At 31.5% G+C, this 14,316-nt stretch carries 8 protein-coding genes; all 8 read left to right on the top strand.

Annotated elements, in window-relative coordinates:
* Positions 1–46 precede the first annotated feature (46 nt).
* Entirely contained in the window at positions 47–2,428 is a 2,382-nt protein-coding gene (locus tag DAD81_RS11890; protein ID WP_111708488.1) for a glycoside hydrolase family 3 N-terminal domain-containing protein, read from the top strand.
* 19 nt (positions 2,429–2,447) lie between these two features.
* Entirely contained in the window at positions 2,448–3,836 is a 1,389-nt protein-coding gene (locus tag DAD81_RS11895; RefSeq protein ID WP_111708489.1) for a family 43 glycosylhydrolase, read from the top strand.
* An 11-nt stretch (positions 3,837–3,847) separates the two neighbouring features.
* A complete protein-coding gene (locus DAD81_RS11900; RefSeq protein ID WP_111708490.1) occupies positions 3,848–5,644 on the top strand; it encodes an arylsulfatase in 1,797 nt (598 codons plus the stop codon).
* 4 nt (positions 5,645–5,648) lie between these two features.
* Positions 5,649–7,478, top strand: a complete 1,830-nt coding sequence (locus DAD81_RS11905) for a sulfatase-like hydrolase/transferase (RefSeq protein WP_111708491.1) — start codon at positions 5,649–5,651, stop codon at positions 7,476–7,478.
* Between the two features lie 27 nt (positions 7,479–7,505).
* Entirely contained in the window at positions 7,506–8,327 is an 822-nt protein-coding gene (locus tag DAD81_RS11910) for a family 16 glycosylhydrolase (protein WP_111708492.1), read from the top strand.
* A gap of 27 nt (positions 8,328–8,354) precedes the next feature.
* Positions 8,355–9,779 carry a sulfatase family protein gene (locus tag DAD81_RS11915; protein ID WP_111708493.1) on the top strand — a complete coding sequence of 475 codons (1,425 nt, stop codon included), beginning with the start codon at positions 8,355–8,357 and terminating at the stop codon, positions 9,777–9,779.
* A gap of 33 nt (positions 9,780–9,812) precedes the next feature.
* A complete protein-coding gene (locus tag DAD81_RS11920) occupies positions 9,813–12,323 on the top strand; it encodes a glycoside hydrolase family 2 TIM barrel-domain containing protein (protein ID WP_179950053.1) in 2,511 nt (836 codons plus the stop codon).
* A 146-nt stretch (positions 12,324–12,469) separates the two neighbouring features.
* On the top strand, positions 12,470–13,867 hold the full coding sequence (locus DAD81_RS11925; RefSeq protein ID WP_111708494.1) for a sulfatase-like hydrolase/transferase: 1,398 nt from the start codon (positions 12,470–12,472) through the stop codon (positions 13,865–13,867).
* The last annotated feature ends 449 nt before the right edge of the window (positions 13,868–14,316 follow it).

The following is a 14,316-nucleotide window of genomic DNA, read 5'->3' on the forward strand; positions in this document are numbered from 1 at the left end:
TTTTACAGTGATAAGGACTCTAGATTGAATAAAAAACAAGACTTAAATGAAATTTTCAAAAACAATATCATTCATAATATTAACTTCATTTTTAGCGTGTAACACGGTTAAAAATAAAGTTACTGAAATTGCCAAACCAATACCATTTTCTACTTCAGAAATTGATTCTAAAGTAGAATCTATAATGTCTAAAATGACAATGGATGAAAAATTAGCTCAAATACAAGGAACACGTATTAGAGATATTATGGTTGATGGAAAAATTTCATTAGAAAAGTTTAAAGAACATATTCCATATGGAATTGGGCATTTTTGTCAGTTTTCTTCGGGTCAAGATCTAGAACCAAATGAATTAAGAGATTTAGTTCGTGAAATTCAACACTTATTAGTTACAGAAACAAGATTGAAAATTCCTGCAATTTTTCATGAAGAAGCAATTACAGGTTTTGCAACAAAAGGAGCTACTACGTTTCCTCAACAAATTGGTGTTGGTTGTACTTGGAATCCGGATTTGGTTAGTAAAAACACTGCTTCAACTGCTAAAAGTATGAGGGCTGCAGGAGCAACATTTGCGCTATCACCAATGCTTGACATTAGTAGATCTGCACATTTTAATAGACATCAAGAAAGTTATGGGGAAGATGCATATTTAACTTCAATAATGGGGGTGTCTTTTGTTAAAGGATTGCAAGGGAGTGATTTAAAAACGGGTGTGGCAGCAACTGTAAAACATTTTGCAGGTTATGGAACAGCTAACAATAATTCGAAAGAATTATATGAAGAATATTTAATGCCTCATGAAGCTTGTATTAAAATTGGTGGAGCTAAAAGTGTAATGCCGTCTTACGGTGTTTATAAAACAATTCCGGTAGTTGCTAATCAAATTATGTTGGAGCAAATGCTTCGCAGAGAAATTGGTTTTGACGGATTAATTGTTAGTGATTATGGATCAATTAATATGCTTTATAAAAAATATAAAGTTGCAAAAGATTCAGTTATGGCAGGAGCAATGGCTTTAAATGCTGGTGTTGATATTGAATTGTCTTCACCAACCATGTATCCAAAATTAGATATAGCATTAGAGCAAGGACACGTTACGGCAGAGCAGATTAATACAGCTGTAAAACGTTCTTTAATAATGAAAGCACGTTTAGGTTTATTAGATGAAAATCCTATTTTCGGAAAAGATGGGGAATTAGATTTTGATGCTCCTGAGAATAGAAAATTAGCATATCAAACAGCAAGTCAGTCTATTGTTCTTCTTAAAAATAATGGAATTCTACCATTAAAAAAAGATATAAAAAAAATAGCTTTAGTTGGTCCAAATGCTGCTTCTGTTCATGGTTTGTTAGGTGATTATACCTATCAAGGAATGCGTGCTTTTTGGAAACAATCAGAGTTTGACGTTAACAATCCAAAATTAGTTACACTTAAAGAAGGCTTAGAAAGTAAATTGGGTAAAAATGTTCAATTGTCTTATGAGCGCGGATGTGATTGGAGTGCGGAATTGGAAGCAAAAATAGATACCAAGAGTTTTGGTGATAGTAGAATTGAAAAATTAAAACTTTTAACCATTAAAGGACAGCCTCAACCAGATTTACAGAATGCATTAAAAATTACCAAAGAAAGCGATGTAATTATCGCGGCAATGGGTGAAAATTTGTATTTAAATGGAGAAGGAAGATGGAGAAAAGGTATTGCTTTACCTGGTCAACAAGAAGCTTTTGTTGAAAAACTAATTGCAACAGGAAAGCCAGTTATTTTGGTTATGTTAAGTGGAAGACAAGAAGTTATAAGTAAGTTAGAAGGAAGATGTGCAGCTATTATTCAAGCTTGGTTTCCGGGTGAAGAAGGTGGAAATGCAATTACTGATATATTGTTAGGAAATGTAAACCCTTCAGGGAAACTATGTGTTTCTTATCCAAAAACTGAAGAAAAAGTTGAAATCAATTATAAAGATGGCTATCAAAATGAAGAATTGATTCAATATCCGTTTGGATATGGATTGTCATATTCAACTTTTGAATACTCAAATTTTAAAATGAAATCTAAAATTTCAATATTAGATAATCGTTTTTCTATTTCATTAAATGTTAAAAATACAAGTGAAATTGATGGAGATGAAATTGTACAATTGTATATGTCTCCAGTTAATTTAAATTCAGTAATGAAACCAATTCAATTAAAAGGTTTTCAACGAATTTCATTAAAAGCAGGAGAAGTAAAAAGGTTAATCTTTAATTTTTCGCCTCAGCAATTAGCACAATACAAAAACAATAAATGGATTGTTGAAAAGGGTAATTACGAATTTAAAATTGGTGCTTCTTGTACTGATATTAGATTAAAAGGAAACATTGAATTGAAAGGAGAGAATATATTTCTTGAGAATGGAAGACAAGTTTTCTTTACAAAAAATGAAATAGAATAACATCAAAAATAGATTTAAAATGAAACTACCAATTAAACAAATTTCAATTCTAGCACTTATTATAATTGTACTTATAAGTTGTTCCGAAGTTCAAAAAAAGAAAGAAGTAGTTGCTTCAATAAAAAAACATGAACCAATAAAAGTTGATGTAATTGTTCCTGAACATGGTATGGCAGATCCACATGCTTGGGTTGAAAATGATAGAGTTTATATAATATGTGGTCACGATAAATCTTGGGATGCAACCTCTTCATTTCCAATGGATAGATGGGAACTTTGGTCTACTTCAGATTTAGTTAATTGGGAATTTCATAGAAATTTATTGCCTCAAGATACTTATATAGGAGATAAGCCAAATTGTTGGGCTGGTGATATTTGCGAAAGAGATGGGAAATATTATTGGTTCTTTTCTAACAGAAATATTGATACAGGTGTAATGGTTGCCAATGAAATAACGGGAGAATATAAAGATTTATTAGGGAAACCTTTATTACCTAAAGGAATTGTGCCTGTTCATCCTTACGATCCTGAAATATTTATTGAAAATGATGTGTATACTATATGTTTTGGTGTAAATACTTACTATATGGCAACGTTGGCAAAAGACATGAAGTCTTTAGATTCTGAACCAAAGGAAATTATTATAAAAGATAAAAAAGGAAATAAATTAAAAGCTGAAGACAAGCCTACATTGTTTAAGCGTAATGATTGGTATTATTTAGTTTATGGAAGTAGATATTCAATGTCTAAAAATTTATATGGTCCATATGAATTTCAAGGAGCTTTTTTAAGAGGTGGACACACCAGTTTTTTTGATTGGAAAGGACAAAAATATGTTTTACAAGAAAATCATGATATAAGTGCTTTTTATCGTGGAGCTAGTTTAAAACCTGTTGATTTTAATGAAGATGGAACTATTATAATTCCTAATGATGATAGAATGTACCCAGAGCCAGGAAGACCATTTGAGTTTAAAAATAGTACAATGGGCTGGAAAGCTTTAAATGGAACTTCAGCTGAATTTAAAGATGGAAAATTAACAGGAACTATTTCAGCAAAAAATGCTGTTATAAGAAGTGCTCCTTGGTTATATACAGATACTAGATTATGTTCTAAGGTTACTTTTAAAGTTAAAAATAAAAGTGCTGCCAAAGAAATGAAATTCTCAATATATACCAGAGACGAAAAAGAAGATGGTTTTTGGACTGTTGGTACAAAGCCAGTTAATTGGGCAAAACAACAATGGATAACTACTCCTATTTCTTCAAATGATACAGAATTTAAAACATACACTATTGAATTAAATCAGTTTAAAGAAATAAATAATAGATTAATGCAAATTGCATTGGAGCCAGCTTCTGATGTTGCTTCAGGTTCTTGGGAAATAGAAGAAATTAGAGTAGAATAAAAAACAAAGTCATGTTTAGAAACATATTTTTAAGTTGTATTATTTTAGTTCAGTTAACTGCTTGTAAAGCAAAGGAGATTGAAAAAACGGAACAAAAAGCACCCAACGTAATTTTAGTACTTACTGATGATTTAGGAATTGGTGATTTAGGTTGCCACGGAAATCCTTGGTTAAAAACACCAAATATTGATTCTTTTTATAATGAATCCGTTCGAATGACTGATTTTCATGTTAGTCCGCTTTGCACACCAACCAGAGGTGCTATTATGACGGGCAGATACCCTATTAATAATGGAGCTTGGTCAACGTTTAAAGGTAGAGATGCTTTAACTAGAAATACACAAACAATGGCCAATGTATTCAAAAATAATGGATACAAAACGGCTTTATTTGGTAAATGGCATTTGGGTGATAATTACCCTGTACGTCCAACGGATTGCGGTTTTGATACTGCAATTCATCATTTAGCTGGAGGTGTTGGTGAACTATCAGATTATTGGGGGAATAGTTATTTTGATGATGTATATTATGTAAATAATGTGCCACAACAATTTGAAGGTTATTGTACAGATGTATGGTTTAAGGAAACAATGAAGTATATTGATAAAAACAAAGATGCTGATCAACCATTTTTTGTTTATTTGCCTACAAATGCACCTCACGATCCATTGATAGTTGCTGAAAAATATGCAGAACCATACAAGCAGTTTGAAGGTAAAGATATAATTAGCGCAAATCTTTATGGTATGATTGCCAATATTGATGAGAATTTCGGGAAACTGAATGCTTTTTTAGAAGAGAAAAATCTATCTAAAAATACCATTGTAATTTTTATGAGTGATAATGGAACTCGTTATGGTTATAGTGCCGATGGAAAGTTAGGATACAATAGAGGTTACAGAGGTATTAAAGGAAGTAAGTTAGAGGGAGGTCATATTGCACCATTTTTTATTCGCTGGCCAAATGGAGAAATTGAAGGAGGAAAAGATATAAATACGCTAGCTGCTCATGTTGATTTAGTTCCAACATTGGCAAAGTTATGTGGACTTACAATTCCTGAACAAATGAAATTAGATGGTGTTGATTTTTCTTCATTATTAAAATCTCAAAAAGGAGGAATTGATGAGCGTACAGTTTTTGTACATAACCGTCAAGATTGGAGACCACCAATGGATGAAGATGAAACGTGTATTTTAAAAAATCAATGGCGTTTGGTTAATGGTAAACAATTGTATGATATTATAAAAGATCCAAAACAAAAACATAATATTGCTTCTGAACATCAAGAATTAGTAAAGAAATTACTTGCTGATAATTCAGAATTTTTAAAATCAACAAAACTAAGTCCAATTTATAAAGAATTCCCTGTTTATGTTGTTGGAAATAAGGCTCAAGAAGAAATTAAATTAACTATTCAACATGCAATTGGAGAAGGTGGAGGAATTTGGAAACCAGAGCAAGTTTCCGAAGGGATGAAAAATATAAATAATATGCACTCTTTGGAAATTGAAAAAGCAGGTATTTATGAAATTTCTTGTAGAAGATGGCCAAAAGAATGTCCAGGTCCAATTTGGGGAATTCCTCAAAAAAATCCTAAAAATTTATATAATTACAAATCCATCCATCCAACAAAAGCAAAAATTAAAATTGCAAATCAGATTCTTGAAAAAGAAATAAATGAGAATGATGAAGAAGTTCTTTTTAAAGTAAAATTAGAAAAAGGAAAAACCTTATTGGTAAACGATTTTATAGAAGGTAATGAAACGTATGGAGTTTACTATTCATATATAAAACCAATAAAAAATTAGAGAAATGAAAAAAAGACTAGAACTACTATTGTTTACATTGGTATTTACGTTTACATTTTATGCGCAAAACCAACCTAATGTATTATGGATTATTACAGATGACCATCGCCCAGATGCATTAGAGTGTTATAACCAAGCTACATTGGGAAAGAGTGAGAGCACACTTGGTTATGTGTCTTCACCCAACATAGATAAATTGGCAAGTGAAGGAGTTATGTTTGTAAATGCATACAATAATTCACCTGCTTGTGGACCTTCAAGAGGTTCATTAATTAGTGGTAGATATCCTTTTAGAAATGGACATTATGCTTTTGAATTAAGCCATCAAGAACCAGATTTTGTAAAACCTTCATTTCTTCAAACACTTCAAAAAGAAGGATATGTTACAGCGTTGTTTGGAAAAGGAGATTCTTATATTTTTAAATGGGGACCTGGTCAAGGATATATTGATGCGGGACACTATAATTATAAAGTTCATTTTAAGCATGATTTACAAAAAAATGATGTTGGTGATATGTGGAAGCAACCTTTTTATGAAAAAGGAAATTGGAAAACTGCAGGTGATGAAGAAAGAGTTAGGTTACCAGATGGAACTATTGAGAAGTACATTGTAAAAAAGAAAAAAGGTGAAATAAGCGATGCTGACATTAAGAAAAAGAAAGAAATAGAGGATAGGTTTGATATTTTAAGAGCTTATACTAGATATAATAAAACTTTAATTTTTGGAGGTGAAAACCCAATGCCTGCAGGACAAACTGTTGATGGTAAAATTGTAGAAGAGTTTAAGTTATATTTAGCGAATCAGAATGTAGATTTTAAAACAACTTGGGGCGCAAAACATAAAGGAGCAAATTCAAATAAACCTTTACTAATTAATTTAGGTTTTCATTTGCCACATACTCCGGTATTACCTCCAAAAGAATTTAGAGATAAGTTTAAAACTAAAAAATACAAAGTTCCAGAGTTTGGTAAAGAGAACTTAGATAAACTTCCTCCTCAATTGGTTAAGTTATACAATAATTTAAATATGAGTAGAATGAATGATGCTGATAAGCAACAAGCTATTCAAGATTATTATGCTTTTTGTGCTTATGGAGACTCATTAATTGGTGATGCAGTAAAGGCTTTTAAAGATTATTGTAACAAAAACAAACAAGAGTATTTAATAATTTTTGCAGTTGGAGATCACGGTTGGCATTTAGGGGAACAAGGAATTGAAGCTAAATTCGGTCCATGGCAACAATCTTTAAACAATGCTGTAATTTTAGTTTCTTCAGATAAAAATAAAGTACCTGTAAATAAAATTAAGCGTCAAATGATTGAGTATGTAGATATTGCACCTACAATTCTTTCAGCAAGTGGTGTTGATATTAATAATGAGAAATATAACTACTTAGATGGAATGAACCTTTTTGATTTTTTGAAAAATGATAAAGAAAAAAGAGAATATATAGTTGGTGAAATTAGTTTAGTTGCTGGTCCAAGAGCATATTTAAGATCAAAGGAATTTTCATTTTCTATGAGAACTAGATCTATTAAAAAAGGTTTACCAAATGAAAATATTAAATGGGCATTGGAATGTCCTGTTGAGAAAGCTGAATTGGCCTTATATGATTTAAGAAATGATCCGTTTGAATTAAACAATTTGGCTAATGAAAAGCAATATAAAGATTTAGCTCAGTGGTTTAGAGAAAAACTTGGAAATATAGTTTTAGGAGATGGGCGTGTAGAATGCGATTGGTCTAAGGCAAACACTTATAAAATTAGCAATTTTGCGAAAGGAGCGCATGATGGTAAGTTAAATATTCCATCACGGATTATTCCTAAAGTTTAATAAACATTACAATTAAAAAATATATTTATGAAATGTAGAAGTCAGCTATTTTACGTATTGATAATTCTAATTTGTAATACAGTTTTTGCGCAACCCAGTGCTCCAAAAGGATATAAGTGGGAAGTGGTTGAAGCATTAACAGATGAGTTTAAAGAGTTTGACACTTCAAAATGGAGTTATTCTCTTTGGAATTATCCACCACCAAATATTATGATGAAAAGTCAGGTTTCAGTAAAAAATGGAAAACTAACTATTAAAGCTGAAAAAAATTCAGATTCGGTTAGATGGATGAGAACGGGTAGAATAATGTCTAAAGCACAAATTGGCTATCCAATGTATACTGAATGTAGCATGAAAGCATCCGATATTTCGGCATACAATACCTATTGGTTAAATAATGGAAATTCTGAAAATAGGAATGAGATAGATATTTGTGAGAACAATGCAAACCCTACCAACCCGAAAACAAAACAAACCATTGAAGATTTTCCGTTTATAATGCAATCTAATATTCATCATGCAGTAAATGGAAAAAACTTGCGTAGTCCTAGTTATGCTTCAACAAAATTTCTTTCAGAAAAAAATAAAAATAGAAACAAAAATTTTACAGAAACCTACCACACAATGGGATTGTATTGGGAAGATGATCGTAAATGTCATTGGTTTTTAGATGGTGAATATGTTGGGTTTTCATCAGCTCAAAGAAAATTTACGTTGGAGTTGAATCTATATTTCGGATTATGGTCAAACACTTGGGATGGATTTGCAACAAAAGAAAGTTTAAACGATGATTCTAGAAATACAATGTACGTAGATTGGATTCACACATATAAATTGGTTAAAAATTAATAGCACATATTTCAAAATAATAAAACAATGAAAAAAATAGTATTCTTTACAGTTATAGTTGCGCTACTAAGTTGTAACGTTATTAAAGCACAGGCTATAAAAACTAAAAAACCAAATGTTCTTATCATTTTAGCAGATGATTTAGGTTGGGGAGATGTTGGTTTTAATGGTTGTACAGATATTCCAACCCCTACGTTAGACGATCTGGCAAACCAAGGAGTTGTTTTTAGCGCAGGTTACAGTTCTCACCCATATTGTGGTCCAAGCCGTTCTGGTTTGATGGCTGGTAGATATCAACAAAGATTTGGCTGTGAGAATAATATAGGCAAAGATTTTGATGGTCCGGTACCAGGTGTTCCTTTAGGTGAAAAAATGATTTCAGAAGTTTTAAAAGATAATGGTTATCAAACTTGTGCAATTGGGAAGTGGCATTTAGGAAATGTAGCTGAGTATTGGCCAAATAATAGAGGATTTGATGATTGGTTTGGGTTTTCTGGTGGTTCTCGTAACTATTGGGGTAAATCTTGGGAGGAAAACTTTTCAAACTGGCATAGAATTATGCGAGATGGAAAACCAGAACCTCGTGAGAATTTAAGCTACCTAACTGATGATTTTACAGATGCTGCAGTAGAATATATTAATGAATATAGCAAAAACGATAAACCATTTTTCATGTATTTGGCGTACAACGCTCCTCACGCACCTATTCAAGCTACAAGTGAATACTTGAAATTAACTGACCATATTGAGGACGGTAAAAGAGCTGCTTATGGAGCAATGGTTGCAGGAATGGATGTTGGTATTGGGAAAGTAATTGAAAAATTAAAACAAAGTGGAGAGTATGAAAATACGCTAATCTTTTTTTATAGCGATAATGGAGGACATGGAAATGGTACTTCGCAAGAACCTTATAGAGGACAAAAAGGAATGTTGTTTGAAGGTGGTATTCGTGTTCCTTTCTTAATGTCTTGGCCAAATAAACTTAAAAATGGTGTGCAATATGATGAGCCAGTAATTGCTTATGATATTTTTACTACCATTTTAAAAGCGGCAGATGTTAGTTGTGAAAAAGAAAATTTATTGGACGGGGTTAATTTACTTCCTTTTGTGAAAGAGGAAAAATCAAATAAAGTTCCGCATGAAAAACTTTTTTGGAGATATAGCGATGGTGAGGGTTATGCAGTGCGTAAAGGAGATTACAAATTGATAAAAGAAGTTGTTAGAGATGACCTTTTTCTATTTAATATAAAAAATGATTCATTGGAACATCATAATTTAGTTGAAGCGATGCCAGTAAAAGTAAAGGAGTTGCAAGCTGAATATGATAAATGGAATAAAGACAATGTAGAAAACCATTGGCCAGATAAGCATATTCCTAATGTTTTAAAAACTAAGAAAACACGAGAAGAAATCATTTCTAAAACAAGCGGAGGAGAAAGGAACTATAAATAAATTATTTAAAGAACAAAAATAAAAGATAAACAGATGATTAAAAGACTATTAGTTATACTCGTAATAATACTGAGTTATAGCGGATACGCACAGACTGAAAGAAGCCAAGATTTTAACTTTGATTGGAAATTTACCTTAGTTGAAGAAACAGAGAAGCCAACTCAATTACCGTTAAATGATGCTGATTGGCGAGATGTTAGATTACCACATGATTGGAGTGTTGAAGCTTCTTTTGGAGAAAATTTAGAAGGTTGTACTGGTTATTTACCTGGTGGAGTTGGTGTTTACCAAAAACACTTTAAAACACCTTCAAATACTTCAGAAAAAAACATTTTTGTGTTATTTGATGGAGTTTATAACAATGCTACTTTTTGGTTAAATGGTAAATTGTTAGGTGAAAATCCTTATGGATATTCACCAACATATTTTGAATTAACAAAATATTTAAAAACTGATGGTTCAGAAAATATTATTACAGTTCATGTAGATCATTCTCGTTATGCAGATAGCCGTTGGTATACGGGTAGTGGTATTTATAGAAATGTAAAATTAATTTCTGTAAATAAATTACACATTCCTATTTGGGGAACTTTTGTAACTACTCCTGAAATTACAAATGAAAAAGCAGTAGTTAGTATTGAAACTAAAGTTAAAAATAGTGATAGAAAAACAAAGAAATTTGTGTTAACAAATGAAATTTTAGACGGTAAAGGAAGTAGTGTTTCAATTCAGAAAAAAGAATTAAAAGTTTCTGCAGGTAAAAATTTGGTTAACACGCAATTATTATCTGTTTCTAACCCTAAATTATGGAATACTGATACACCTAATATGTATACTGTAGTTTCAACAATTACTTTAAAAGGAAAGGTTGTTGATACGTATACAACTCCGTTTGGTATTCGCAGTTTAGAAACAAATGATCAAGGGTTCTTTTTAAATGGAAAATCTACCTATGTAAAAGGTGTTTGTATTCATCATGATGGTGGTTTAGTAGGTTCAGCTGTTCCAAAAGGAGTTTGGAGACGCAGATTAGCTTCATTAAAAGAAGGTGGTTGTAATGCTATTAGAACTTCACATAATCCATTTTCTAAAGAATTTTTAGACTTATGTGATGAAATGGGATTCTTGGTTCAAAATGAAATTTTTGACGAAATGGATAACCCAAAAGACAAACAATTTAATTTAAATGAAAGAAGTGTAAAATATATAACTCGCGGTTATACGGAGCATTTTCAAAAGTGGGGAGAAAGTGATTTAACAAGAACCATTTTAAGAGATAGAAATCACCCTTCTGTATTTCAGTGGAGTATTGGTAATGAAATTGAATGGACTTATCCAGATTATAAACATGTAAGTGGTTTATGGGATCCAGAGGTAAAAGGAGGTTATTGGAATAAGATTCCCCAATTAACAGCAGCTGAAATGCAGGCTCGTTACAAAGCATTACCAGATAGAAAATACAAACTTGCTGAAACTGCAAAAAGACTTTCCAGATGGGTGAAAAAATTAGATACAACTCGACCGGTAACTGCAAATTTAATTATTCCTGTAGCAAGTTTAGCTTCTGGTTATGCGGATGCTTTAGATGTGGTTGGGTTTAGCTACCAAACAAATCAGTACAATTGGAGCAAAAAGAATTATCCTAATAAATTATTCACAGGTTCAGAAAATTCTGGTAGTTGGCAAGATTGGAATTCAATTATAGAAAATCCAATGGTGTTTAGTATGTATATGTGGACCGGAATTGATTATTTGGGTGAAGCAAATGAGAAATGGCCACAAAAAGGTTGGGATGGAGATATGTTAGATTTTGCTGGGTTTAAAAAAACTGGGTGGAATTATTTTAAAAGTATTTGGGTGAATAAGCCTCATGTTTCTATAGCTACATTACCTATAAATGAAACGGATTTTACAGTAGATGCATTAAGCGGAAAACCAGTTGCTAAATCTAAGAAAGCGTTAAGTTGGAACACTTTTACTTCAAAGGAACATTGGAATTATAAAAAAGGTGATACCGTTTTAGTTGAAGTTTCTTCAAATCATCACATTGTTGAATTATTCTTAAATGGAAAATCTTTAGGAAGTAAAAGTATGAGCGAATGCCAGGATAGAGTTTTCCGTTGGGCTGTTCCTTTTGAAGTAGGAGTTTTAACTGCTAAAGCAGGTTTTGATGGTGCTGAGGTTATTTCAGAATTAAAAACAACTTCTGAGCCAGTAAGTATTAAATTAACTACAGATAAAACAACATTAACTGCAGATGGTTATGATGTTGCTCATATTATAGCACAACTAGTAGATAAAGATGGGAATGCTGTAAAAACATCAGAAGCTAATTTAACTTTTGAAGTTGAAGGTAATGCTAAAGTTTTGGGTGTAGATAACGGCTCAAATAAGAGCATACAAGATTTTCAATCTAATAAATTAAAAACTTCTCAAGGTAGAGGGTTACTATTAATACAATCGTTACAAAAAGGAGGGGAAGTATTGGTTAAAGCCACTTCAGCTTCATTGTATAGTAAAAGTATACATATAAAAATTCAATAAACTGTATAGATTAAATATGGTAAGAATAAATATAAACTTGCCATATTTTTTCAAATTTCAAACACAAATATTATAACATTAAAATAATCTAAAACAAGAAAGCAAGTTAGGAAAACATATCTTGCTTCAGTTAAAATACAGTAATTATGAGAACAAAAAGACTAATTTTATTTTTCGCATTAAGTTTCGTTTTTTCATCTGTGTTATTCGCGCAGAAGAAAACAAATATTGTATTCCTATTTGCAGATGATGCAGGTTACCACGATTTTGGTTTCCAAGGAAGTAAAACATTTAAAACACCAAATTTAGACAAGTTAGCTACTGAAGGAGTTGTAATGAAGCAAGCCTATACAACTGCAGCTGTTTGTGGACCTTCAAGAGCAGGTTTGTTAACAGGAATGTACCAACAACGTTTTGGAATTGAAGAAAACAATGTTCCTGGTTATATGAGCCATTCTTCAAAATTAATGGGTGATGAAATGGGGTTGCCATTACATTTAAAAACCATTGCCGATTATTTAAAACCATTAGGTTATAAGTCGCAAATATTAGGAAAATGGCATTTAGGAAACGCAGATAGATACCATCCTTTAAAAAGAGGATTTGATGAGTTTTATGGTTTTAGAGGAGGAGCAAGAAGTTTTTGGCCATTAACACAAACAGAAGCTGCTGAAAGACCTGAAAATAGATTGGAAATTGGGTATCAAAAATATGAAGAACCATCTAAATATTTAACAGATGCTATTGCGGATGAAGCTTGTAACTTTATGGAGAGAAATAAAAAGAAACCATTTTTCATGTATGTTTCTTTTAATGCCGTTCACACCCCAATGCAAGCTACAAAAGAAGATTTGGCTAAAGTAAAGGGTTTAACAGGGAAACGTAAAACATTGGCTGCTATGACAATTGCCTTAGATAGAGCTTGTGGTCAAATATTAGAAAAATTGAAAGAATTAGGTTTAGAAGAAAACACACTTGTAGTGTTTTCAAATGATAATGGTGGTCCTGATGGTTCTATGACTTGTAATTACCCATTAAGTGGTTGTAAATCTAATAACCTTGAGGGTGGAATTCGTGTTCCTTGTATACTAAAATTACCAAATGTAATTAAACCTGGAACAACTTATAATAAACCTGTAAGTATGTTAGATATGTTACCAACATTTGTAAATGCAGGTGCTGGAGATGCGTCTAAAATTAAAAATATTGATGGAGTTGATTTAATACCTTACATCACTGGTGAAAATAAAGCGGCACCTCACGAAATGTTATTTTGGAAAAAAGAAAATAGAGGTATTATTCGTATGGGAGATTGGAAAATGTTGAGGTTTCCAGATAGACCTGCTGAATTATACAATATAGAAAAGGACCAAGAGGAGAATAACAACTTAGCCTATAAACATCCTGAAAAAGTAAAAGAAATGTTTACTCATTTATGGAATTGGGAATGTGAATTAGAGCGTCCACTTTGGATGTTAAAACGTGTTTATGAAGAAAACGCAATGAAGCGTATGGACGATAAAAGAACTCCAGTTTTAGATTAAAAAATTAAGAAGAGAATACTTCTAATTATAATGCATCCGGGATATTTCAATTATAAAAATTGAATATTTTGGATGCATTTTTATTAGTTAATGGTTTTGAAATTGGAAGATAAAGTAGTTTCTAACTTTTATAATACTCTCTTTTTTATTTAGAAATGATGGTGTTTAAACACTATACAAACAATATACAAATAACTGTTTTTAGAATATATACGCATAAAAAAACATACGTTTTAGTTTTAGACACATATAGCTGTCCACTCAATTTAACTTTGTTTTAAATTGCATAAACAAATTGAAATAGGTTTTATTATGAAAATAAAAAATATAGCTTTAATTTTTTCAAAGCTATTATTAGTGAAAATAAATATTTCTATTGCTCAACAAATACAGCAACCAAATATATTTTGGGTTTCAAGTGAAGACAATTAGAAGAAGTTGTATTGGTT

It is taken from the genome of Lutibacter citreus (genome assembly GCF_003260195.1).
GTDB classification, from domain to species: domain Bacteria; phylum Bacteroidota; class Bacteroidia; order Flavobacteriales; family Flavobacteriaceae; genus Lutibacter; species Lutibacter citreus.

What these genes read in the sequence shown, in the direction of transcription:
- DAD81_RS11890 (WP_111708488.1), top strand. Translation starts at nt 47, where the DNA reads ATGAAATTTTCAAAAACAATATCATTCATAATATTAACTTCATTTTTA.
- DAD81_RS11895 (WP_111708489.1), top strand. Translation starts at nt 2,448, where the DNA reads ATGAAACTACCAATTAAACAAATTTCAATTCTAGCACTTATTATAATT.
- DAD81_RS11900 (WP_111708490.1), top strand. Translation starts at nt 3,848, where the DNA reads ATGTTTAGAAACATATTTTTAAGTTGTATTATTTTAGTTCAGTTAACT.
- DAD81_RS11905 (WP_111708491.1), top strand. Translation starts at nt 5,649, where the DNA reads ATGAAAAAAAGACTAGAACTACTATTGTTTACATTGGTATTTACGTTT.
- DAD81_RS11910 (WP_111708492.1), top strand. Translation starts at nt 7,506, where the DNA reads ATGAAATGTAGAAGTCAGCTATTTTACGTATTGATAATTCTAATTTGT.
- DAD81_RS11915 (WP_111708493.1), top strand. Translation starts at nt 8,355, where the DNA reads ATGAAAAAAATAGTATTCTTTACAGTTATAGTTGCGCTACTAAGTTGT.
- DAD81_RS11920 (WP_179950053.1), top strand. Translation starts at nt 9,813, where the DNA reads ATGATTAAAAGACTATTAGTTATACTCGTAATAATACTGAGTTATAGC.
- DAD81_RS11925 (WP_111708494.1), top strand. Translation starts at nt 12,470, where the DNA reads ATGAGAACAAAAAGACTAATTTTATTTTTCGCATTAAGTTTCGTTTTT.